Annotated in this window: 23 protein-coding genes and 1 tRNA gene; 10 read left to right on the top strand and 14 right to left on the bottom strand. The window is 59.8% G+C overall.

Annotated features, from left to right (window positions below):
• Positions 1-85: 85 nt before the first annotated feature.
• From ACA097_RS17700 to ACA097_RS17680, 5 genes are all read right to left on the bottom strand, one after another.
• On the bottom strand, positions 86-904 hold the full coding sequence (locus tag ACA097_RS17700; protein WP_371364872.1) for a hypothetical protein: 819 nt from the start codon (positions 902-904) through the stop codon (positions 86-88).
• The gene (locus ACA097_RS17695) at positions 901-2,220 is read right to left on the bottom strand and encodes a tyrosine-type recombinase/integrase (protein ID WP_371364870.1); all 1,320 of its coding nucleotides are present in this window, start codon (positions 2,218-2,220) and stop codon (positions 901-903) included. The genes ACA097_RS17700 and ACA097_RS17695 overlap by 4 nt, the downstream gene beginning before the upstream one ends.
• Before the next feature lie 173 nt (positions 2,221-2,393).
• Positions 2,394-2,469 (bottom strand) — tRNA-Thr (locus tag ACA097_RS17690).
• Positions 2,470-2,521: 52 nt separating this feature from the next.
• Positions 2,522-3,610: a hypothetical protein gene (locus ACA097_RS17685; protein WP_371364867.1), complete on the bottom strand. Its 1,089-nt coding sequence runs from the start codon at positions 3,608-3,610 to the stop codon at positions 2,522-2,524.
• Between the two features lie 47 nt (positions 3,611-3,657).
• A complete protein-coding gene (locus ACA097_RS17680; protein WP_371364865.1) occupies positions 3,658-4,080 on the bottom strand; it encodes a pilin in 423 nt (140 codons plus the stop codon).
• Between the two features lie 225 nt (positions 4,081-4,305).
• Here ACA097_RS17680 and pilB point away from each other — a divergent pair, with 225 nt between their 5' ends.
• The 5 genes from pilB (at position 4,306) to yacG (ending at position 9,008) form a co-directional block, all read left to right on the top strand.
• Positions 4,306-6,009, top strand: coding sequence for a type IV-A pilus assembly ATPase PilB (gene pilB, locus ACA097_RS17675; RefSeq protein ID WP_371364862.1), 1,704 nt, complete (start codon positions 4,306-4,308; stop codon positions 6,007-6,009).
• A gap of 3 nt (positions 6,010-6,012) precedes the next feature.
• Positions 6,013-7,233 carry a type II secretion system F family protein gene (locus ACA097_RS17670; RefSeq protein ID WP_371364859.1) on the top strand — a complete coding sequence of 407 codons (1,221 nt, stop codon included), beginning with the start codon at positions 6,013-6,015 and terminating at the stop codon, positions 7,231-7,233.
• A 2-nt stretch (positions 7,234-7,235) separates the two neighbouring features.
• Positions 7,236-8,108 (top strand): A24 family peptidase, encoded by an 873-nt coding sequence (locus ACA097_RS17665; RefSeq protein ID WP_371364857.1) that lies wholly within the window; start codon positions 7,236-7,238, stop codon positions 8,106-8,108.
• 85 nt (positions 8,109-8,193) lie between these two features.
• Positions 8,194-8,802 (top strand): dephospho-CoA kinase, encoded by a 609-nt coding sequence (coaE, locus tag ACA097_RS17660; RefSeq protein ID WP_371364854.1) that lies wholly within the window; start codon positions 8,194-8,196, stop codon positions 8,800-8,802.
• Positions 8,799-9,008 carry a DNA gyrase inhibitor YacG gene (yacG, locus tag ACA097_RS17655; protein ID WP_371364851.1) on the top strand — a complete coding sequence of 70 codons (210 nt, stop codon included), beginning with the start codon at positions 8,799-8,801 and terminating at the stop codon, positions 9,006-9,008. Before coaE ends, yacG begins: the two co-directional genes overlap by 4 nt.
• A gap of 53 nt (positions 9,009-9,061) precedes the next feature.
• Here yacG and ACA097_RS17650 read toward each other — a convergent pair whose 3' ends face one another.
• The 4 genes from ACA097_RS17650 to ACA097_RS17635 all read right to left on the bottom strand — a co-directional run bounded on the left by ACA097_RS17650 (position 9,062) and on the right by ACA097_RS17635 (position 10,976).
• Entirely contained in the window at positions 9,062-9,277 is a 216-nt protein-coding gene (locus tag ACA097_RS17650) for a hypothetical protein (RefSeq protein WP_371364849.1), read from the bottom strand.
• A 107-nt stretch (positions 9,278-9,384) separates the two neighbouring features.
• Positions 9,385-10,092 (bottom strand): energy-coupling factor ABC transporter permease, encoded by a 708-nt coding sequence (locus ACA097_RS17645; RefSeq protein WP_371364847.1) that lies wholly within the window; start codon positions 10,090-10,092, stop codon positions 9,385-9,387.
• Positions 10,089-10,556, bottom strand: a complete 468-nt coding sequence (locus ACA097_RS17640; protein ID WP_371364844.1) for an FAD/FMN-containing dehydrogenase — start codon at positions 10,554-10,556, stop codon at positions 10,089-10,091. Before ACA097_RS17640 ends, ACA097_RS17645 begins: the two co-directional genes overlap by 4 nt.
• A gap of 3 nt (positions 10,557-10,559) precedes the next feature.
• The gene (locus ACA097_RS17635; RefSeq protein WP_371364842.1) at positions 10,560-10,976 is read right to left on the bottom strand and encodes a GNAT family N-acetyltransferase; all 417 of its coding nucleotides are present in this window, start codon (positions 10,974-10,976) and stop codon (positions 10,560-10,562) included.
• Between the two features lie 97 nt (positions 10,977-11,073).
• On the opposite strand from ACA097_RS17635, the gene ACA097_RS17630 reads away from it, so the two are divergent.
• From ACA097_RS17630 to ACA097_RS17620, 3 genes are all read left to right on the top strand, one after another.
• Positions 11,074-11,703, top strand: coding sequence for a DUF1780 domain-containing protein (locus ACA097_RS17630; RefSeq protein WP_160288292.1), 630 nt, complete (start codon positions 11,074-11,076; stop codon positions 11,701-11,703).
• 69 nt (positions 11,704-11,772) lie between these two features.
• A complete protein-coding gene (locus tag ACA097_RS17625) occupies positions 11,773-11,946 on the top strand; it encodes a DUF3094 family protein (protein ID WP_043254973.1) in 174 nt (57 codons plus the stop codon).
• Positions 11,947-11,993: 47 nt separating this feature from the next.
• Entirely contained in the window at positions 11,994-13,292 is a 1,299-nt protein-coding gene (locus ACA097_RS17620) for an NAD(P)/FAD-dependent oxidoreductase (protein ID WP_371364838.1), read from the top strand.
• Positions 13,293-13,482: 190 nt separating this feature from the next.
• On the opposite strand, the gene cyoE is transcribed toward ACA097_RS17620, so the two are convergent.
• Genes cyoE through cyoA form a run of 5 tightly spaced genes read right to left on the bottom strand, consistent with a single transcriptional unit; the run spans position 13,483 to position 18,269 of the window.
• The gene (gene cyoE / locus ACA097_RS17615; protein WP_371364836.1) at positions 13,483-14,370 is read right to left on the bottom strand and encodes a heme o synthase; all 888 of its coding nucleotides are present in this window, start codon (positions 14,368-14,370) and stop codon (positions 13,483-13,485) included.
• A gap of 10 nt (positions 14,371-14,380) precedes the next feature.
• Positions 14,381-14,719, bottom strand: coding sequence for a cytochrome o ubiquinol oxidase subunit IV (cyoD, locus tag ACA097_RS17610; RefSeq protein ID WP_160288295.1), 339 nt, complete (start codon positions 14,717-14,719; stop codon positions 14,381-14,383).
• The gene (cyoC, locus tag ACA097_RS17605) at positions 14,719-15,354 is read right to left on the bottom strand and encodes a cytochrome o ubiquinol oxidase subunit III (protein ID WP_160288296.1); all 636 of its coding nucleotides are present in this window, start codon (positions 15,352-15,354) and stop codon (positions 14,719-14,721) included. The genes cyoD and cyoC overlap by 1 nt, the downstream gene beginning before the upstream one ends.
• A 3-nt stretch (positions 15,355-15,357) precedes the next feature.
• Positions 15,358-17,334: a cytochrome o ubiquinol oxidase subunit I gene (gene cyoB, locus ACA097_RS17600; protein WP_371364833.1), complete on the bottom strand. Its 1,977-nt coding sequence runs from the start codon at positions 17,332-17,334 to the stop codon at positions 15,358-15,360.
• Between the two features lie 8 nt (positions 17,335-17,342).
• Positions 17,343-18,269: a ubiquinol oxidase subunit II gene (cyoA, locus tag ACA097_RS17595; protein WP_371364830.1), complete on the bottom strand. Its 927-nt coding sequence runs from the start codon at positions 18,267-18,269 to the stop codon at positions 17,343-17,345.
• Positions 18,270-19,221: 952 nt separating this feature from the next.
• Between cyoA and ACA097_RS17590 the strand changes: the two genes are divergently transcribed.
• Positions 19,222-20,301, top strand: coding sequence for a polyamine ABC transporter substrate-binding protein (locus ACA097_RS17590; protein ID WP_371364828.1), 1,080 nt, complete (start codon positions 19,222-19,224; stop codon positions 20,299-20,301).
• A gap of 8 nt (positions 20,302-20,309) precedes the next feature.
• Positions 20,310-21,071, top strand: a complete 762-nt coding sequence (locus tag ACA097_RS17585; protein WP_371364826.1) for an MBL fold metallo-hydrolase — start codon at positions 20,310-20,312, stop codon at positions 21,069-21,071.
• Positions 21,072-21,157 lie beyond the last annotated feature (86 nt).

Below are 21,157 nucleotides of genomic sequence, written 5' to 3'. Positions count from 1 at the left end.
GGCTCCGTATGGCTACGGCGCCATCTTTCAACTGTATAAATAAACAGTCATTCCAATCGGAAAAAATAGATTTCCAATTGGGATTTCACTTCAGCCGATTGGCCATTGCCGCTTTAAGAGCTTTCTTGGCCTCGGCGAAGTAAGTCTTGGTGGTGGTCGGCCCCAGCCCCCTAATGCCTTTGTACTTTTCGTCGATGGTTGCAGCAATTAGGTCTTGGGTGATCCGTCTGCCGCCCTGCTCTACCAACATAGCCACGAGCGCAGCGACCAAGAGTTTGCTGGAGGGGCGTTCGTTGGCAGAGCCATCGTCCAAATCAGCGGGGCGAACCTGGTGTTCGGAGTGCGAGTAGTAAGGGAAGGGCATGCCTTGAATTTCTCGAACGTAGAACTCGTGATGAGAAATTCGTCTGCTCGTTGCGCTGCGCGCTGCAGCCTCTGCCGATGGGCTATTCGCTGCGTCTGCAATCTTGTAGAGGTCTTGCGGCGGGAAGCTCTGATTCTCAGGATTTAACGGATTAAGGCTCTCAAGGTCCGCCAGCTCATAATGCTTTTTGACGGGAGCAGTGCTGGCAGCGATAGCGAAGTAAAAAGTCTCCCCTGCCTCGTCTTCAGCGCTGCTAAAGGTGAAGCCGCCAGGGTAGTCGTACTCTAGCCAACTGGTGCATGGAATTCCGATGTCGCAGATAAGGGACATAGCGCCCTTCTCTCCGTCCATGATCTTGTCGGTCTCCCCTCCAGTGAATCCAACCAGAACCTTGTTGGCGCCGATTATCGGATGCAGGAAATCCTCAAGAATAAGCTCGTTGACTGTCTCATGGACTACCTGCTCTTCCGTTAGGTCGGTCAGCAAAACGATTGCCTCCTCCGCACTGAGGAGCTTTTTGAATTTGAAAAACTTGCTCACTCGGCGACTCTCCTTAGCTCCGTGACGTTGCTCCCGCTCGGCCTGGCGTACTCAAAAGGCGTGATCGCCCGGTGACGGCTTTCGTCCAGGTAGTTGCTCCACCAGTTCACCATCAGCCGGCGTTCCTCGATGTGTTCAGCGCGATGGATATACGCCGCGCGCACGCCGTTGCGCTCCTTGTGGCTCATCTGCCGCTCTACCGCGTCTTTCGACCACAGTCCCGACTCAACCAATGCGGAGCACGCCATGGTCCGGAAGCCATGGCCACAGACTTCAGTTTTCGTGTCGTAGCCGAGCCGACGGAGAGCGCCGTTAATGGTGTTCTCGCTCATGGGCTTGGAGGCGTAGGCGTCATGCGGAAACACCAGCAGCCCTTTCCCCGTGAGTTCGTGCACCTGACGCAAGATCGCCAGGACCTGAGGTGACAGAGGCACCAGGTGCTCGTCTCGCATCTTGCTGCCACGGGTGGAGTGCCTCACTCCCGGCAAAGCTTCGCGCTCCGGCGGAATGATCCACAGGGCCCGATCGAAATCGAATTCAGGCCACCGGGCCATGCGCAGTTCGCTCGACCGCACGAACACCTGCAGGGTGAGTTGCAGCGCGTACTTGGTAAGCGTGCGACCGCTATAGCCGTCAATGCGCTCCAGGAGCTCGCCAAGGCGCTCCAGAGGCAAAGCCGGCCGATGGACCGTCTTACGCGTGGAAATCGCACCAGAGAGGTCCTGGGCGGGGTTGTAGTCGATGATTCCAGTCTGGGTCGCGTAGCGCATGACGGCACAAAGCCGTTGTCTGAGCCTGGCCGCCATGTCGAGTGCATCGCGCGCTTCCACTTCCAGGAGCGGCGCCAGCAGATCGCGGGTCTTCAACTGCTCCACCGGCCGTTTGCCCAGGGCGGGGAACAGATCCCCTTCCATCTCGCGAAGAATTCGCTCCGCGTGGCCCGCTGACCACTTCCCTCGCTTCACCTGGGCGGCGTGCCACTCACGGGTGACGGCTTCGAAGGTAGTGGCGTTTTTCGCCTGGGCTTCCTCGCGCTTTGCCTGCTCGGCCGGATCGATACCCTGCGCCAGCAGATCGCGGGCCTTCCTGCGCTTCTCACGTGCCTTGGCAAGGGAAATACCCTGCCGGCCGTACTCGCCGAAGGTAAGCGTGTTTTCGCTGCCATTGGGGCGGGTGTACTTCATCCGCCAGACCTTGCTGCCGTTAGGGCGGACAAACAGGTACAGGCCTTGGCCGTCAGCGAGTTTGTAGGCTTTCTCGCGCGGCTTGGCAGCTTCGCACTTGGAATCGCTCAGAGGCGTGATGGGACGGGCCATAGCGTCACTTTTAGGGGTACGAGCAATATCGAACTGGGTCGTACCCCTATTTGTACCCCTAAAAACCTGGATTGTGTATCAGCATACAGATTTATACGGGCACAAAAAAACCGGCCAAGAGGCCGGTTTTCCTGAGCTCCGAGATGATTCAGGATCATTCGGAGCGGTACATCTGGTGCCGGTAAGAGGAATCGAACCCCCGACCTTCTCATTACGAATGAGCTGCTCTACCGACTGAGCTACACCGGCGGGATGGAACTGCATTTAAGCTGCCGCATGATACCTAGCTTCCAAACGAAGCTCAATCCATTTTCAATTGCCCAAGGCCTTCGGAAGGTTTCAACGGACGCATCTGCAGATTATCTCGAACCTCTTTATTACCACCCTGCCAAATTACACTATCTATAATATAGTGGTGAATATTTATAAAGACTATGAATACTATCAAAAATGAATTGTACGGAAGCCCACCAGGGAGAATTTTAAGAGCATCCAGTCGAGTAGGAACAAGGTAGAAAAGCAAGGCCGCCAGGGCGAAGGCCATCCCCCACCACATAATATAACCACGGTAGCCAGAGCCCGCTCTACGAACTTTACCACGGGTATATGCCCCACTGAACAATAGATATTGCAGAGAATGAAATAATGGAATTATGTAGAAGAATAAATCATGGCGCAGCAATGGAGAGAGCCAGATATAGACCACTACCAACGGGGTTACGGCTGTCAATCCGGGCCATTCTTTACCATTTTTCCAGCGCCGTAGAAAAACCCACGCAAGCGGAAGGACGCCGATTAGCGACAACCAATAAACACAACCCGCCCATTGTATGAGAACCGGAGGAAGAGAATACTTTAACCCCCAATATTCACCTACCGCATCCACAGTGAACAACCGAAGAAATGACGACCACCACAATGGAAATAGCGCGTATTTTATAATCTTCTGCTCTAAAGCACTGAAGAAGACTCCCTGCCCCGCAGAATAAACAACAAAACAACCATAGGCTTGCTTAATATAATGCCAACCCACCGTGAAAAACATTGTATATAGTGCAGCCTTAAACAGACTTACATTACCCTCCCAAAGAGCATATCCGACACAAGCGATTAACAGCGAAGGAGCCAGAACACCAGCCCAAAAGAATTTCGGATCACTTATCAGGCGATGCCTATGCCCAAGATATAAGATTTCATAGCTGATCAAAAAATGTGGTCCGTTGACAAAAAATGCCAATATCCATGCTAGCCAAACTATATCGAAGCTTGCCCTGTCGAGCTGACACGCCAAGACAATAAAATATGCAACAAGAGCACCGCCACCTATCAAAAAAAAATCTAGGAGAGGGGAGAAAAAAACTTTTCTGCGAGCCAGCATAGAGTCACCCATAAAAAATGCGCCGCGATGCGGCGCACTCTATATTTCTCGCTGTTTACTTACGGAGCAGGAGCCGCAGCAGCGGCGCAAGAACCGGGCAGATACTTGGCCGGCGAGCCAGTGCAAGCCCAGGTAACAGTATTGGCAGTACTGTTCCAGGTGGGAGTCAGAGTGATATTAGTGCCTTGCGGGCTATTGCTACCGGTAGTACCGGTGACCGAAATTGTTCCGCCGGTAATACTGGAGCTCGCGACCATACCAACCACAGCCGGAGCCTGGCAGTTGCCTGCAGATACAGCACTGGCCAGCTGCGATGCCTCTGTTACACAGGTACGAGCGCTGCTCGCCGCAAGAATAAGCTCGGAAACACGAGCTCGTACGGTGTAATCCTGGTAGGCGGGAATGGCCACAGCGGCCAGAATGCCGATAATCGCTACTACGATCATCAATTCGATAAGGGTGAAACCTTTTTGAGCTTTCATATGACTCTCCTTAGGTGAGATACGGTCTGTTGACCTAAGCTTGACAATGCACAAGCTGTGCCAAGCCTGCAGCCACGAGATTATCGGATGAAAGCAGCTCTCCTCTCTTGGATACAAACGCGACTAGGCAATAACTGACAAAAAATGACACCTCAAGCAATGCAATTTGGCACCACATCCACTGTAAGGTTATAAAATCTGCACATTCCTCCTCGGCCCCTTCCCATGAACGACCAAGCCGTACTTACCGGCCTCGCACGCCAACTGGTGATAGCTGAGCTGCTCGACGAAAAGAGCGCACAGCAGGCTCAGCAACAAGCGCAACGTAACAAGCTTCCGCTGGTAACCTACCTGGTGCAAAACAAGCTGGTGAAAAGCCGACCTCTGATTGAGCTTGCAGCAGAGCAATTCGGCATCGCCTACTTCGACCTTGGCAGCCTTGATCGAGAAAGCATTCCAAGGGACTTGATAAGCGAGAGACTGGTCCGCCAGCATCGAGTCCTCCCTTTGTGGCGGCGAGGCAACAAGCTGTTTGTAGGGCTTTCCGATCCTACCAATCACCAAGCCATCACCGACGTACAATTCAGTACGGGCCTTACTACTGAGGCAATCCTGGTCGAGGATGACAAACTCGGGGACGCCATCGAGAAGCTTTTCGAGAGCCCGACTGGGGGACTGGATGACCTTGGCGAGGTCGACCTCGAAGGACTTGATATCGAAAGTGGGAATGTTGAACGCAAAGAAGAGGCAATCGGTGGCGATGCCGACGATGCGCCGGTGGTGCGATTCGTCAACAAGATGCTGCTGGATGCTATTAAGGGCGGTTCATCAGATCTGCACTTCGAACCCTACGAGAAAATCTACCGCGTGCGTTTTCGTACTGACGGCATGCTGCACGAAGTAGCCAAGCCGCCGATCCAGTTGGCCAGCCGTCTCTCCGCACGCTTGAAGGTCATGGCCGGGCTGGACATTTCCGAGCGCCGCAAGCCGCAGGACGGCCGCATCAAGATGCGCGTCTCGAAAACCAAATCCATTGACTTCCGCGTCAACACTCTCCCGACCCTCTGGGGCGAGAAGATCGTGATGCGGATCCTCGACTCGGCCAGCGCACAGATGGGTATCGATGCTCTAGGTTACGAAGACAACCAGAAGCAACTCTATCTGGAGGCGCTGAAGCAACCGCAAGGCATGATCCTGGTAACCGGCCCCACCGGTTCGGGCAAGACAGTATCCCTCTATACCGGCCTGAATATCCTCAATACCCCGGACATCAACATTTCCACCGCCGAAGACCCGGTGGAGATCAACCTGGAAGGCATCAACCAGGTCAATGTGAATCCCAAGCAGGGCATGGATTTCTCCACAGCCTTGCGCGCGTTTCTGCGTCAGGACCCAGATGTGATCATGGTCGGCGAGATCCGCGACCTGGAAACCGCCGAGATTGCGATCAAGGCCGCGCAGACCGGGCACATGGTGATGTCCACCCTGCACACCAACAGCGCCGCGGAAACCCTGACCCGCCTGCTGAACATGGGCGTGGCCTCGTTCAACCTGGCTACCTCGGTCAACCTGATCATTGCCCAGCGTCTGGCACGCAAGTTGTGTTCGGCTTGCAAGAAGGAACACGAGGTTCCGCGCGAAGCCCTGCTCCACGAAGGCTTCCCGGAAGACAGGATCGGTACCTTCAAGCTCTACTCGCCGGTGGGGTGTGAAAATTGCAACGGTGGGTACAAGGGCCGTGTGGGTATTTATGAAGTGGTTAAAATCACGCCGGCGCTGCAGCGGATTATCATGGAAGAAGGCAACTCCATTCAGATCGCGGAGCAAGCCCGCAAGGAAGGCTTCAATGATTTGCGTACCTCGGGCCTCCTGAAAGCTATGCAAGGCATTACGAGCCTCGAGGAAGTCAACCGCGTGACCAAGGATTAATCCATGGCGGAAAAAGCGTTGAAAACCAGTGTTTTCATATTCGAAGGCACGGATCGCAAGGGCGGCAAAATAAAAGGGGAGCTTTCGGGAACAAATGCTGCGCTAGTCAAAGCGCAACTTAGAAAGCAAGGCATAAATCCAACCAAAGTGCGCAAGAAGGGCATATCTTTGCTCGGTAAGGGCAAAAAAATCCAACCTATGGACATTGCGCTCTTCACCAGGCAAATGGCCACCATGATGGGTGCAGGTGTCCCTTTGCTTCAAGCCTTCGATATAATTGCAGATGGCTTTGACAACCCTAACATGCGCAAACTGGTGGACGACATAAAGCAAGAGGTTGCTTCGGGCAATAGTCTTGCCAACTCTCTCCGAAAGAAACCGCAATATTTCGATGATCTTTATTGCAATCTCGTAGACGCCGGAGAGCAGTCTGGCGCACTAGAAACACTACTTGACCGAGTTGCCACCTATAAAGAAAAAACAGAGTCCCTTAAAGCAAAAATCAAAAAAGCAATGACCTATCCCATCGCAGTGGTAGTAGTTGCAGTCATCGTTTCTGCCATTTTGCTAATCAAGGTAGTACCTCAGTTCCAAGAAGTATTTGCCAATTTTGGCGCTGAATTACCCGCATTTACCTTGATGGTGATCCATTTATCAGAGATCCTTCAAAAATGGTGGCTGATAGTCTTGGTTGCACTATTCGCAGCCGCATTTTCTCTAAAACAATTTCACACACGATCTGAGAAATTTAGAGACGCTCTCGACAAGGCCTCCTTAAAAATTCCAGTCATCGGAGGAATACTTTACAAATCGGCCATTGCGAGATATGCCCGCACGCTTTCTACGACGTTTGCAGCAGGCGTCCCGCTAGTAGAAGCTCTCGACTCTGTTTCCGGAGCGACTGGAAACGTAGTATTCAGAAATGCAGTTGAAAAGGTAAAACAAGACGTTTCCAGCGGCACGCAGTTGAACTTCTCAATGCGTACAACTGGAGTGTTTCCTAACATGGCTATTCAAATGACAGCCATCGGTGAGGAGTCCGGCTCTCTCGATGCCATGCTAGACAAAGTTGCATCTTTTTACGAGGAAGAAGTCGACAATGCCGTTGACAATTTAACTACACTGATGGAACCAATGATTATGGCAGTATTAGGGGTGCTTGTAGGCGGACTTATTATTGCGATGTATCTCCCCATATTCCAATTGGGCAATGCAGTTCGCTGACAATGACAATATTTAACTTTCTGGCCAGCCACGCGCTGGCCTTTGTTTTGTGTGCTGCCCTACTTGGCCTTTTGGTTGGCAGCTTCCTCAACGTAGTCATCCACCGCCTGCCGAAGATGCTGCAGCTCGACTGGGAGCAGCAGGCCAGGGATACGCTGGCTCTTCCGCAACCCGAAAAGCGCGAAACCTACAACCTCATCCTGCCCAACTCGCATTGCCCGCATTGCGACCATGAGATTCGCCCCTGGGAGAACATCCCGGTGGTGAGCTACCTCGCTCTGCGGGGCAAGTGTTCGTCGTGCAAGGCGCCGATCAGTGCGCGTTATCCGCTGATTGAAGTGGCTACCGCCCTCCTCTCCGCTTTCGTTGCCTGGCACTTTGGCTTCACCTGGCAGGCGGGCGCGATGTTGCTGCTGAGCTGGGGGCTTCTGGCGATGAGCATGATCGACGTCGATCACCAGTTGCTGCCCGATGCCCTGGTGCTTCCGCTGCTCTGGCTCGGGCTTATCGTCAATGCCTTCGGCCTCTTCACCTCGCTGAGCGATGCGCTCTGGGGCGCCGTTTTCGGCTACCTCAGCCTGTGGACGGTGTTCTGGGTGTTCAAGCTGGTCACCGGCAAGGAAGGCATGGGCTATGGCGACTTCAAGCTGCTGGCCATGCTTGGCGCCTGGGGTGGCTGGCAAGTGCTGCCGCTGACCATCCTGCTTTCCTCGCTGGTTGGGGCGGTGCTGGGTGTCATCATGCTGCGCCTTCGCAATGCCGAAAGCGGCACGCCCATCCCCTTCGGGCCCTACCTGGCCATTGCCGGCTGGATTGCGCTGCTCTGGGGTGATCAAATAACCACTTCCTATCTGCAGTTCGCCGGTTTCCGCTGATTTTTCCTCGCTGCCTTTTGCTGGGTCCCCGCATTTGCGGGGATGACCGCGGGTTCGGGGCTCGCGGGCCGGCACGAGGAGTACGATGAAACCCTGGATCCTTGGCCTCACCGGCGGCATTGGCAGCGGCAAGAGCGCCGCCGCCGCGCATTTCGCCAGCCTGGGCGTGCATACGGTGGACGCCGATCATGCCGCGCGGTGGGTGGTCGAACCCGGCCGGCCCGCGTTGGCGAGCATCGTCGAGCGTTTCGGCGAGAGCATGCTGCAAGCCGACGGCACACTGAACCGCGCCGCCCTGCGCGAGCGCATCTTCCAGTCACCGGAGGAGCGCCGCTGGCTGGAGCTGCTGCTGCACCCGCTCATTGGCCAGGAGATCGCCGCCAACCTCGAGCAGGCGCAATCCTCTTACGCCATCCTCGTTTCGCCGCTGCTGGTCGAGTCCGGGCAGCGGCAGATGACCAAGCGCATTCTCGTGGTGGACACCCCGGAACACCTGCAACTGGAGCGCACCATGCGTCGGGACAGCGTTCCCGAGGAGCAGGTCCGCGCCATCCTCAAGGCGCAGGCGCAGCGTGAAGAGCGCCTGAAGCACGCCGACGAAGTACTGCTCAACGACAGCGACCTCGGCCACCTGCAGCGCGAAGTGGAGCGCCTGCACGATTTCTATCTGAACCTGCGCGGAGGACGCCCATGAGCCAGCCCCTGACCGTCGAATGCCCCACCTGCGGCGCCCCGGTGGAGTGGAGCGCGAAGAGCGCCAACCGCCCCTTCTGCTCCGAGCGTTGCAAACTGATCGACCTTGGCGCCTGGGCCGCCGAGGAGCACGCCATTCCCGGCAACGAACTGGAGGACGATGTGTTCTCCGCCGAGCTGGATGCACCGCCGCTGCGCGGGCATTGATCGGCCCCGCGACGAAGCGTTCGCGAGCAAGCTCGCTCAGCCTTACCTCTCCATCACGGCCGCATAAAGGCGTAGTCCCGCTCTTCGTCGAGGTTGTCGGCGAGGAAGTGCAGTTCGTGCGCAAGGTCCTCTTCGCTACGCACCTGGGCGTTGCCCTGCACCACCGCACTCAGCAGGGCGCGCAGCACCAGCTGCGTGTCCATTCCTGCGGCTTCCGCTTCCAGTAGCAGGTCGTGAAGGCGTTGTTCGGCCCAACTGTGAATGCTCATGGCGGTCTCCATTGCTGTGGGGCCGCCGAGTTTCCCGGCGCAGCGCTGGCAGCGAACTGACCTGGATCAAACCTCAAGAGCGGATGCGCGCAGCGAATCGGTAGCCATCACGAGGGATCATCCGGACCGTCGTCCTTGCTCTCGTCCTTCCACGGCGCCTGCAGGTAGCGGGTACGGTTGAAGGTTTCCAGCCAGTCCGGGTAGAAGACCACCAGGGCGGTGACGACCATTCCGTTGATGAAGGCTTCGGGGAACATCACCAGCCACAGGTAGCCGATGAAGTCCTCCAGCGAGAGCGGCATGGGGAAGATGCCATCCCACCAAAGCAGGCCCAGCCCCAGCAGGATGCTGCATAACGCGACCAGCGCCGCCGGGAAGAAGCCGGAACAGAAGATGTAGACGAACAGGTTGCGCGGCTGGCGACGTTCCACGTAGATCGCCGCCAGCTCGGTGATGGTCACCGGCACCAACACCAGGAGCACGCCGTTGACGCCCATGGCCGCCCAATCCTGGCGGCCGAGCAAGCACAGGCCGGCCTGTGCGACCAGGCCAACAAGGACCGCCAGAGGCCAGTCGAGCAGCAAGGTCACCGCTGTCATGCCGATGAAGTGGAACGACACCCCGGAAGCGAAATCCCGCCGCACCAGCCAGAGCAGGAACAGCGCCAGCATGGTGCCGAACACCAGGTGCTGGCGGCGGAAGTCGCTGACCAACTCGACCCAGGGTGCGCGCCAGGCAGCGAATGCCAGCGCCGGCAAATAGACCGCCCAGCCAAGCTCCAGGCTTTGCGCAGAGAGCAGCTGGGCAGCGATCACTGCGGCGTGCGCTCCAGGGCATCACGCAGTTGTGGAGCGGCAGCAAAGGCCTGGCTCGAAACCGCCTTGCCCTGCTGCAGGGTTATCCACAGCACGCCGTCTTCGGGAACCTGGTAATGACTGACTACGCGCGACTCGCGGTCGAGCAGCACGCGGTAGTTGTAATCACGCATGGCCGGCACGGCGAACATCTTCGAGATCAGCGCCGGCATCTTGCTGATGTCCGCGACGAACATCGCGTGGCGCCGCTCCAGGTAGTCCTTCGGCAGCCCTTCGAGCGCCGCCTTGACCAGCTTGCCGCCCGCCATGTCGCGTGCGACCAGGAGGATGCGCAGGTCGTTGTCCTGGGTGTAGGGCTTGTCGTATTGGTCGAGCAGCGTCCAGCCCGCCGGGGCGCCCTCCTCCGCGGCCATCCCCAGCAGCGGGACCAGCGACAACAGCAATGCCATGCAGATCTTTTTCATGCTTCAGGCTCCAACCGAGTAAACCAGGATGTCTTCACGCCGCCCCCAGCTGCGTTGCGCTTCCCAGAATTCCAGCGCCTCGGGGGCGTCGCGCAGGACGAATACGTGGGATTTGCCGATACCCTGGGCGGCAAGCCGCGCCAGCGCTTCGTCGAGCAGCAGGCGAGCGTAACCGCTCCCGCGATGCGGCAGGTCCACTACAAGGTGCTGCAAATAGCCGCGGCGGCCGTCGTGACCAACCAGCAGGCTGCCGATCACCTCTCCGTCCTCTTCCAGCAACAGACTGAGTTCGGGGTTGCGCGCCAGATAGGCGACGAAGGGTTCGTACTCGTCGTCGCGGCGCAACTGGATGCCTGGCGTGCGCTTCCAGAGCGAAACTAGCGCGGCATGATCGGTGGCGGTAACGCTGCGCAGGCGCATGGCGGAACTCCTCGGCTAAATCGCCATAGTTTACACAGCGCCTCGCATTCGGACCGGCGCCACGCAGGTCCGCGTCGACGCAGGCTAAGCTTGGGGCATGAACGAGACCGACTATCTGTACCTGCTGCGGCGCCAGGCGGAACTCGCCAACGATTTCCTCTCCAATGCGCGCAAGTGGGAGCGGGAGTGCTGGATCTGCCAGCGGCTGCTGCAGACGCTCCAGGTGAGCTATCACCAGGAGGAGTTCGTCGAGCCGGAGCAGCAGCCGCCGGACGTGCTGTTCCGCGACGCCTGCTTCGAGGTGTTCCTCGTCCTCGACGAAGGCCGCCGGCTGAACGAGGAATGGCGCGATGAACTGCAGCGCCGGCGCCTGGCACAAAGCCTGCGCCAGCTGATCCGCCGCGAGCAGAAACCGCAACGGATCAATTGCAGCGAACTGCAACGACGCCTGGCCCCGACCCTGCGCAAGAAGGCGCAGAACTATGGCGAACGCGGGATCGATCCGGGCGAACTCGACCTGCTCGCCTTCGTCAGCCTCAAGCGCGACACGCCGGACTTCAACACCCCTTTTCCGCCGCCCACCGAGTACCTGCGCCAGGGCTGGCGCTCACTGTCGCTGGTCGGGCCGAACTTCGCCCGGGTGATCTTCGCCAACCGGAGCGCGCCGGAATTCCTTCGCGACAACCTAGGTCGCGTGGTCGTGCTGGATAACGGCGTCGGAATTTGACCAGCGAGTCGGATTGAGCGGCGCCGGGCGTCCGACTAGAATGCTCGGCATTAGAAACGGAGGCCGCCCATGCCCAGTCGCTTGAGCCCCGAAGACCAGAAGAAGGTCGAGCAGTACCTGAGCTCGCCTGTTCACCAAGTCGAGCGTGCACCTTTCAAGCCCTGGCTGATGATGGCCGGGCTCACCCTCGTGGTCATCGCCCTGGGACTGCTCAGCCGCCTCCTGGCCTATCTGGTGAACTGACTCACCGCCCGGCCCGCACAGGATTCCCCAAGCTATGAGAATGTCCCATGTCCCATCGTATCGTGATCGTCGGCGGCGGCGCCGGCGGGCTGGAGCTCGCGACCCGTCTTGGCCGCACCCTGGGTAAAAAAGGCAAGGCACAGGTCACCCTGGTCGACGCCAACCTTACCCACATCTGGAAACCCCTGCTGCACGAAGTCGCCGCTGGCTCGCTCAACTCCTCGGAGGATGAGCTGAACTACGTCGCCCAGGCGAAATGGAACCACTTCGAGTTCCAGCTCGGCCGCCTCAGCGGCCTGGAGCGCGCGACCAAACGCATCCAACTGGCAGCCACCCTCGACGAGGACGGCCGTGAGCTGCTGCCTGCACGCACCCTGAGCTACGACACCCTGGTCCTGGCGATCGGCAGCACTACCAACGACTTCGGCACGGCCGGAGCCGCTCAGCACTGCATCTTCCTAGACACCCGCGAGCAGGCCGAGCGCTTCCACAAGCAACTGCTCACCCACTACCTGCGTGCCCACGCCAACCGCGACAAGGACGACCAGATCAGCGTCGCCATCGTCGGCGCCGGTGCCACCGGTGTTGAGCTGTCGGCAGAACTGCACCACGCCGCCCGCGAACTGGCTGCGTATGGTCTGAACGGCATCCAGCCGGAAAACATGCGCATCACCCTGATCGAGGCGGGCCCGCGCGTTCTGCCGGCGCTGCCCGAGCGCATCAGCCAGCCGGTGCACCGCACCCTGGAGAAGCTCGGCGTGCGCGTGATGATCGGCGCGCCGGTCAAGGAAGTCACCGCCGAAGGCCTGAAGACAGCGACTGGCGAGTTCATCCCGGCCAGCCTCAAGGTCTGGGCCGCCGGCATCCGCGCCTCCAGCCTGCTGAAGGACCTGGATGGCCTGGAGAGCAACCGCATCAATCAGCTGGTGGTGCGCTCGACGCTGCAGACCACCCGCGACAACGACATCTTCGCCTTTGGCGACTGCGCCGCCTGTCCGCTTGGCGATGGCAGCGAGCGCACTGTTCCGCCGCGCGCCCAGGCTGCGCACCAGCAGGCATCGCTGCTGGCCAAAGCCATAGTGGCGCGCCTGGAAGGCAAGCCGCTGCCGGAGTACCGCTACACCGACTACGGCTCGCTGATCTCGCTGTCGCGCTTCAGCGCGGTGGGCAACCTCATGGGCAACCTGATGGGCAGCGTGAAGCTGGAAGGCTGGCTCGCACGGATGTTCTACGTGTCGTTGTACCGCATGCACCAGGTGGCGCTGTACGGCCTCACCCGCACGACGCTGATGATGATCGGTGACCGCATTGGGCGGAGCACCGAGCCGCGGCTGAAGCTGCACTGACGCTAAGGTCCGCCATCTCCCTGGATATGTAGGAGCGGACCTTTTCCGCGATTTCGCGGGCATGGCCCGCTCCTACTGGGAGGCATCGGCTCAGGGATATTCGCGGATGAGATCCGCTCCTACGGCGTTGCGAATCGCAGGCACAAAAAAGCCGCCCCGAGGGGCGGCTTTTTCGTTGCCGGTGCGCCTGTTACAGCAGGCCCATCAGCGCATGGCCGGGCATTACGCGGAAGTCGATCGACATCATCACGCTCAGCGCGCTGATGACGATGATCGAGAACGCGAACAGCTTGCGCGCCCACAGGCGGTCGTCCTGGGCCTTGAAGCCGGAGACGGCGATGAACGCCCACCAGGCGCTGACCGCCAGGGCTACCACCAGGTAACCGTAGCCGGCGAAGCCGGTCAGGGTCAGCAGCAGGGTGGCGGCACCGAAGGCCAGCACGTAGTAGAGGATCTGCCGCTTGGTCGCTTCGATGCCACGGGCAACCGGCCAGACCGGGATGCCCGCGGCCTGGTAGTCGGCCAGGCGGAAGATGGCGATCGCGTAGGAGTGCGGCATCTGCCAGAGGCAGAAGATCAGCAGCAGCACCGCCGCGCCCATGTCGAACTGGCCGCTGGCGGCGCAGTAGCCGACCACGGGCGGCATGGCTCCGGAGAGACTGCCGACCAGGGTGCCGTACACCGAGCTGCGCTTGAGCCACAGGCTGTAGAAGCCGACGTAGACGATGAAGCCGAACGCCGCGAGCAGGGTCGCCTGCACGTTGGTCTTCCACCACAGCAGGCCGAAGCCTGCCATGCCGAGCACCACGCCGTGGGCCAGGGCGGCCTTCAGCGAGATCTGCCCGGTCACCAGGACGCGCCCGCGGGTGCGTTCCATGTGGCGGTCGATGTCACGGTCGATGCAGTTGTTCAGCACGCACCCGCTGGCCACCACGAGGGACAGACCGATCACCGTCGCCAGCAGCAGCATCGGATCGACGCTGCCGCGGGCGGCGAGGAAGAACCCCCCCGCCACGGCGATCAGGTTGCCGAAGATGATCCCCGGTTTGGCGATCAGAAGGTAACGCTTGAGTTTCACGTCATCGGCCTCAGTGCATCGGCGCCATCATGAGGATGTCGGCGCTGAAGATGATCCACAGCGACAGACCCACGACCAGCAGGATGACGATCAGCGTGAAGATGAACGCCATGACGTTCCAGCGGCCTTCCGAGGACATGTTCATGTGCAGGAAGCACACGAGGTGCACCACTACCTGAACCAGGCCGAGGATGACCATGGTGAGGATGGTCGCGTGACGCGAGAAGCCACCGTCCATGACCATGTAGAACGGAATCGCGGTCAGGATCACCGACAGCACGAAGCCGATCGCGTAGGAACCCAGGCTGCCGTGGCCGGCGCCATGGGAATCGTGTGCAGCAGCGCTCATTACAGGGCCCCCATCAGGTAGACGACGGTGAATACGCAGATCCAGACGATGTCCAGGAAGTGCCAGAACAGGCTCAGGCACATCATCCGGGTGTTGGTCTGCGGGGTCAGGCCGCGGGTAGCGATCTGCGCCATCAGCACCAGCATCCACAGCAGGCCGGCGGTCACGTGCAGACCGTGCATGCCGACCAGGGTGAAGAAGGACGACAGGAAGGCGCTACGCTGCGGGCCGAAGCCTTCGGCGATCAGGTGGTGGAACTCGTTGAGCTCCATGCCGATGAACGCGGCACCGCACAGGAACGTCAGGCCCAGCCAGGCGATGGCCTTGCCCTTGGCACCCTTGTTCGCGGCCAGCATGGCCAGGCCGTAGGTGCAGGAGGAGATCAGCAGGATCGCGGTTTCGACGGCCACGTAGGGCAGTTCGAAGATGTCCTTGCCGCTGGGGCCGCCGGCCGTATGGCCGACGAGCACAGCGTAAGTAGCGAAGACACTGGCGAACAGGATGCAGTCGGTCATCAGGTACAGCCAGAAGCCGAATACCGTCATGCCACCCGTATCGTGGTGTTCGTGGTCGTGATCGTGGTCATGCCCCGTTTCGTGGGCGACCGAGTGTTGGCTCAATACTGCCGAAGACATGGATTAGACCTGTTTGGCGAGTTGCTGGAAGTGGCGGTTCTCGATGCGCTCGATCTCGTCCGGCTGGACGTAGTAGTCCAGGTCGGTGACGTAGCTGCGCACGATGACGGAGGCGATCATGCCGACGAAGCCGACGCCCACGAGCCACCAGATGTGCCAGATCGCTGCGAAGCCGAAGATGAAGGCACCCAGGGCGATGGAGAAGCCCGCTGCGGTGTTTTTCGGCATGTGGATCGGCTTGTACGAGGCCGGAGCCTGGTAGGCGCGACCGTTCTGCTTCATCTCGTGGAAGGCGTCGATGTCACGCACGACCGGCAGTTCGGCGAAGTTGTAGTACGGCGGCGGCGAGGAAGTGGACCATTCCAGGGTACGGCCGCCCCACGGGTCGCCGGTCACGTCGGCCAGAGCCTTGCGGTTCTTGATCGAGACGAACAGCTGGATCAGCTGGCAGGCGATGCCGCAGAAGATCAGCACGGCGCCGAAGAAGGCCACGACCAGGTACGGCTTCCACATCGGGTTGTCGTAGTGGTTCAGGCGACGGGTCATGCCCATGAAGCCGAGGATGTACAGCGGCATGAAGGCCACGTAGAAGCCGACCAGCCAGCACCAGAAGGAGCGCTTGCCCCACTTCTCGTCCAGCTTGAAGCCGAAGGCTTTCGGGAACCAGAAGACGAAGCCGGCCAGGTAGCCGAACACCGCACCACCGATGATGGTGTTGTGGAAGTGGGCGATCAGGAACAGGCTGTTGTGCAGCAGGTAGTCAGCGCCCGGAATGGCCAGCAGAACGCCGGTCATGCCACCGATGCTGAAGGTGATGATGAAGCCCAGGGTCCACAGGATCGGGGTGTCGAAACGCAGACGACCGCGATAGATGGTGAACAGCCAGTTGAACAGCTTCACGCCGGTCGGGATGGAGATCAGCATGGTCGCAACGCCGAAGAAGCCGTTGACGTCGCCGCCCGAACCCATGGTGAAGAAGTGGTGCAGCCACACGGTGAAGCCGAGGAAGGTGATCGCGGCGCTCGCCCACACCATCGAGGTGTAGCCGAACATGCGCTTGCCGGCGAAGGTCGAGGTGACTTCGGAGAAGATACCGAAAGCCGGCAGGATCAGGATGTACACCTCAGGATGGCCCCAGGCCCAGAAGAGGTTGATGTACATCATGGCGTTGCCGCCCAGCTCGTTGGTAAAGAAGTGCATGTCGAAGTAACGATCCAGCGACAGCAGGCCCAGGGCAGCGGTCAGGATCGGGAACGACGCAACGATCAGGACGTTGGCGAAGGTGCAGGTCCAGGTGAAGATCGGCATCTGCATCAGCTTCATGCCCGGAGTACGCATCTTGAACACGGTCACCAGGAAGTTGATGCCGGTCAGCAGCGTACCCATACCGGATATCTGCAGTGCCCAGATGTAGTAGTCCACACCCACGCCCGGGCTGTAGGCCAGCTCGGACAGCGGCGGGTAGGCGACCCAGCCGGTACGGGCGAATTCGCCCAGGCCCAGGGATACGTTGACCAGCATCGCACTGACCACCAGCAGCCAGAAGCTGAGGGAGTTCAGGAACGGGAAGGCAACGTCACGGGCACCGATCTGCAGCGGCACGGCCAGGTTCATCAGACCGGTCATGAAGGGCATGGCCATGAAGATGATCATGATCATGCCGTGAGCGGTGAAGATCTGGTCGTAGTGTTCAGGCGGCAGGAAGCCTTTGTTGGCGCCTTCGGCCAGGGCCAGCTGGCCGCGCATCATGATGGCGTCGGCAAAGCCGCGCAGCAGCATGATCAGGGCGACGATGATGTACATCACGCCGATTTTCTTGTGGTCGATGGAGGTCAGCCATTCGGTCCACAGGTAGGTCCACTTGCGGTAGTAGGTGATCGCGCCGAAGACGCCGAGGCCCACCAGGGCGACGACGGCCAGCGTGATCATGATGATCGGCTCGTGATAGGGCACGGCCGACAGAGTCAGTTTCCCGAACATCTGCGCGGTTACTCCTGGATACTCGGATTGGATTGCGTGGCAGCTTCGCCTTCGGCGTGCTCACCCTTGCCTTTGCCCATGGCCAGACCGGCACGCTCGTGCTTGGTCAGGATGTGCATGAACAGGTCGGGGGTGACCGAGGAGAAGTAGGTAGCCGGAACGTTTTCGCTCGGCTTGGCCAGCTCGGGGAAGCCTTCCTCGGTCAGGCCGGCTTGAGCGGTCTTGACCTTGGCGACCCAGTCCTGGAAGCCCTGCTCGGAAGTGGCGATGGCCTTGAACTTCATGCCGGAGAAGCCTGCGCCGCTGTAGTTCGCGGAGATACCGTCGAACACGCCTTCTTCGTTGGCGATCAGGTGCAGCTTGGTCAGCATGCCGGTCATGGAGTAGATCTGGCTGCCGAGCTGCGGGATGAAGAAGGAGTTCATCACGGTGTCAGCAGTGATCTGGAAGTTCACCGGAGTGTCTTTCGGGAACGCGATCTCGTTGACGGTGGCGATCCCCAGGTCCGGGTAGATGAACAGCCACTTCCAGTCCAGCGAGACGGCCTGGATGGTAACCGGCTTGACGTCGGAATCCAGCGGACGGTACGGGTCCAGCTTGTGGGTGGATTCCCAGGTGATCCAGCCGAGGATGGCGATGATGATGCACGGGATCAGCCAGACCACGACCTCGATACGGGTCGAGTGCGACCAGTCGGGCATGTAGGTGGCTTTGGTGTTGGATGCGCGGTATTTCCAGGCGAATGCCAGGGTCATGAAGATGACCGGCACTACCACGAGCAGCATCAGCAGGGTGCAGGTGATGATCAGCGACTTCTCGTCGGCGCCGATCTGCCCTTTCGGGTCGAACAGGACCATGTTGCAACCGCCCAGCGAGAGCAGGGGGAGCAGCAAGGACAATCTCTTCAGGTATCCAGAGTACTGGTCTATTTTCATCTTGCGGCCTTAATGGATGAACATAGCTACACCGCCCATGAGATTTACCCACGCAGGGTTCATGCTCGACGAACTGCCCGCCGCGACATCCAAGGCGCGACGTTAGTAGATCCATGGGGTAGCGAATCGGCGCTGCAAGAAGACAAGGCAAAAGGAACCCAGCCCGGCTCTCGCGAAGCGAAACCGATCCGTGTGCTGATTCGTTCCGTGTTATTCAGCGTGGTGGCACCTGCCCTGCCGGCTCCGAAAAACCGAGCACTGCCGGTACCTGATTCACGAGCGGATTGCCCTACTCGTTGTTGAGCAGAAACCCACTACAGTCAGCCCCTCGTTGTTATTCGGCACCACCCTGCGGCGAGTGCCTGCCACGGATCCGCGACGCTGGAACCGGGGCGCTATGGGGTCTTGAGTGAGCGGGCGGTATTACAAGACATTTCAGAAAGGACTGGCAAGGCCCTGCCGTCTCATTTTTAACAAGACATTATCGCCGCAGGGTTAAAAGTCGCCGGAAAAAGCGGCGAAGAAATGACCAATCCTGACGGATTACGAAAGGGTCTGCGGAGCGCTCTGAAGGCCAATTCCGAATGTCATCCAATTCTGTCAGAAGCCCCAATCGGCGCGGCATGGCGCCGGATTGTCACGCTTCAGCGAAGCGCCCTTTACCCCTCAAAATCGCCACCGCCAATGATCTCGATCAAGGTTGAATTCGACAGTCTCAGGAAGCTGTCGCAGCAGCTGCGACACAACGCCGCATCGCGCTGTCGCAGGGGGAAAAACCGTTTCAAACGGTAGGCACCGGACGGTCGAAACGCGACCCGAAATGGCCGTCAGGAAGGCTGACGAATCGGGCGAGAAACATTAAACCGCGCGAATGTCAGCTTGAATGAATTTGTATTTCACCAATGTTTCAGCCCCTCCATGCTCCCCCTCACCTACCCCTGGGAGCCTTGCCATGAAAGCCATCCTCTTGCCCCTCCTCGCCGCCCTCACGCTACCGGCCCACGCCGAGGAGAAGGTCCTCAACATCTATAGCTGGTCCGACTATGTCGGCCCCAAGGCGCTCAAGGCCTTCGAGGCGGAAACCGGCATCCGCGTGCACTACGACACTTTCGATAACGCCGACGTTCTGGAGAGCAAGCTGCTCACCGGCCATAGTGGCTACGACATCGTGGTGCCGGGCAGCGCCATGCTTGGCCGCGCCATCCAGGCCAAGGCCCTGCAGCCCATCGAGTTGAGCAAGATGTCCGGCTACGAGAACCTCGACAAACAGGTGCTCGCCAGCCTGCAGGGCGCCGATCCGGGCAACCAGTACGCCCTGCCCTACACCTGGGGCACCACGGGGCTGGCGATCAACCGGCAGGAAGTGGAGAAGCGTATCCCCAACCCGCCGCTGGACAGCTACGACCTGCTGTTCAAGCCCGAATACGCCAGCAAGCTGAAGGACTGCGGAATCTCGGTGATCGACTCGCCGCAGGAAGTCCTCAGCGTCGCCCTCCACTACCTGGGCAAACCGCCCTACAGCAAGGACCCGGAGGACCTGCGCGCCGCCGGCAAGTTGCTCGGCGACCTGCATCCCAACCTGCGCTACATCGGCTTCGGCACCCAGAGCAGCGACCTGGCCAACGGCAATCTCTGCCTGGCGCTGACCTACAACGGCGACGCCGTCATCGCGCAGACCCAGGCACAGGCGGCGAAAAAGCCGTTCGACATCACGTACAGCATTCCCAAGGAAGGCACCTTGATGTGGGTGGATACCCTGGCCGTGCCGGTCGACGCGCCGCACCCGGACGCCGCGCGCGCCTTCATCGAATACATGATGCGCCCGCAATCAATGGCCGAGCTGACCAACGCCATGTTCTTCGCCAACGCCAACCAGGCGGCCACGCCCATGGTCGACGGCTCGATCACCGGCAACCCGGCGGTCTATCCGCCGCAGCAGGTGCGTGACACTCTGTTCGGCGAGCAACTCATTCCCAGCCGGCTGCTGCGCGAGCGCACCCGCCTGTGGGCAAGCTTCCGCACTCAGCACTGAGAGGAACCATGGGCCTGAAAATCGCCGACCGCTGGTTTGAACGTCGCACGCTGGACGACGGCATCACCCTGCTTTGGGAGCCCCACGTGCACCCCATGCTGCGCTGCAACATCTGGCACGTGCGCGGCCGCGGCCGCGACCTGCTGGTGGATACCGGCATGGGCATCGCCAGCCTGCGCGAGTCGTCCCGGGACCTTTTCCAGCGGCCCTTGGTGGCTGTTGCCACCCATAGCCACCTCGACCACATGGGCGGCCTGCACGAGTTCGACTGCCGCCTCTGCCATGCAGCGGAAGCAGGCGAGTTCCAGCAGCCGGACCAGGACGTGGGATTGGCTCTTGCCCGCGAACATTGGCTTGCCGAATACATGGACGACCTGGACGACTCGCGCCTGGTGATAGACGCCCTACCCCACGCAGGCTTCGACCCGGCCGGCTGGCGCCTGCGATCGGCGCCAGCCACCGGCCTGCTGGAAGAAGGCGGGGTCATCGACCTGGGCGATCGCAGCTTTGAGGTGCTTCACCTGCCCGGCCACTCGCCGGGCAGCATCGGCCTGCTGGAGCGAGCAAGCGGAACGCTGTTCTCCGGCGACGCCGTGTATGACGCCGGACTGCTCGACCAGATACCGGGAGCTGACGTGCCGACGTACCGCCGCACCATGCAACGCCTGCGCGAATTGCCGGTAACCCAGGTACATGCCGGTCACGAAGCCAGCTTCGGCCGCGAACGCCTGCGCGAACTGGCCGACGCCTACCTGGCCAGCACCCAGTGACACGCTGCGGGACATAAAGGAAGGGGAATGAAAAAAAGCCCGCAGCTTCAACGAAGACTGCGGGCTTTTTCCATATCGCCTACCGA

The organism is Pseudomonas sp. QL9, assembly GCF_041409665.1.
In the GTDB taxonomy this organism is placed as follows: Bacteria; Pseudomonadota; Gammaproteobacteria; order Pseudomonadales; family Pseudomonadaceae; genus Pseudomonas; species Pseudomonas knackmussii.
This window is presented reverse-complemented; position numbering and strand designations above follow the sequence as displayed.

What these genes read in the sequence shown, in the direction of transcription:
- ACA097_RS17695 (WP_371364870.1), bottom strand. Translation starts at nt 2,220, where the DNA reads ATGGCCCGTCCCATCACGCCTCTGAGCGATTCCAAGTGCGAAGCTGCC.
- ACA097_RS17590 (WP_371364828.1), top strand. Translation starts at nt 19,222, where the DNA reads ATGAAAGCCATCCTCTTGCCCCTCCTCGCCGCCCTCACGCTACCGGCC.
- cyoD (WP_160288295.1), bottom strand. Translation starts at nt 14,719, where the DNA reads ATGAGCGCTGCTGCACACGATTCCCATGGCGCCGGCCACGGCAGCCTG.
- ACA097_RS17670 (WP_371364859.1), top strand. Translation starts at nt 6,013, where the DNA reads ATGGCGGAAAAAGCGTTGAAAACCAGTGTTTTCATATTCGAAGGCACG.
- pilB (WP_371364862.1), top strand. Translation starts at nt 4,306, where the DNA reads ATGAACGACCAAGCCGTACTTACCGGCCTCGCACGCCAACTGGTGATA.
- cyoC (WP_160288296.1), bottom strand. Translation starts at nt 15,354, where the DNA reads ATGTCTTCGGCAGTATTGAGCCAACACTCGGTCGCCCACGAAACGGGG.
- cyoB (WP_371364833.1), bottom strand. Translation starts at nt 17,334, where the DNA reads ATGTTCGGGAAACTGACTCTGTCGGCCGTGCCCTATCACGAGCCGATC.
- ACA097_RS17685 (WP_371364867.1), bottom strand. Translation starts at nt 3,610, where the DNA reads ATGGGTGACTCTATGCTGGCTCGCAGAAAAGTTTTTTTCTCCCCTCTC.
- ACA097_RS17630 (WP_160288292.1), top strand. Translation starts at nt 11,074, where the DNA reads ATGAACGAGACCGACTATCTGTACCTGCTGCGGCGCCAGGCGGAACTC.
- ACA097_RS17625 (WP_043254973.1), top strand. Translation starts at nt 11,773, where the DNA reads ATGCCCAGTCGCTTGAGCCCCGAAGACCAGAAGAAGGTCGAGCAGTAC.
- yacG (WP_371364851.1), top strand. Translation starts at nt 8,799, where the DNA reads ATGAGCCAGCCCCTGACCGTCGAATGCCCCACCTGCGGCGCCCCGGTG.
- ACA097_RS17680 (WP_371364865.1), bottom strand. Translation starts at nt 4,080, where the DNA reads ATGAAAGCTCAAAAAGGTTTCACCCTTATCGAATTGATGATCGTAGTA.
- ACA097_RS17620 (WP_371364838.1), top strand. Translation starts at nt 11,994, where the DNA reads ATGTCCCATCGTATCGTGATCGTCGGCGGCGGCGCCGGCGGGCTGGAG.
- ACA097_RS17585 (WP_371364826.1), top strand. Translation starts at nt 20,310, where the DNA reads ATGGGCCTGAAAATCGCCGACCGCTGGTTTGAACGTCGCACGCTGGAC.
- ACA097_RS17635 (WP_371364842.1), bottom strand. Translation starts at nt 10,976, where the DNA reads ATGCGCCTGCGCAGCGTTACCGCCACCGATCATGCCGCGCTAGTTTCG.
- cyoA (WP_371364830.1), bottom strand. Translation starts at nt 18,269, where the DNA reads ATGAAAATAGACCAGTACTCTGGATACCTGAAGAGATTGTCCTTGCTG.
- ACA097_RS17665 (WP_371364857.1), top strand. Translation starts at nt 7,236, where the DNA reads ATGACAATATTTAACTTTCTGGCCAGCCACGCGCTGGCCTTTGTTTTG.
- ACA097_RS17640 (WP_371364844.1), bottom strand. Translation starts at nt 10,556, where the DNA reads ATGAAAAAGATCTGCATGGCATTGCTGTTGTCGCTGGTCCCGCTGCTG.
- ACA097_RS17650 (WP_371364849.1), bottom strand. Translation starts at nt 9,277, where the DNA reads ATGAGCATTCACAGTTGGGCCGAACAACGCCTTCACGACCTGCTACTG.
- coaE (WP_371364854.1), top strand. Translation starts at nt 8,194, where the DNA reads ATGAAACCCTGGATCCTTGGCCTCACCGGCGGCATTGGCAGCGGCAAG.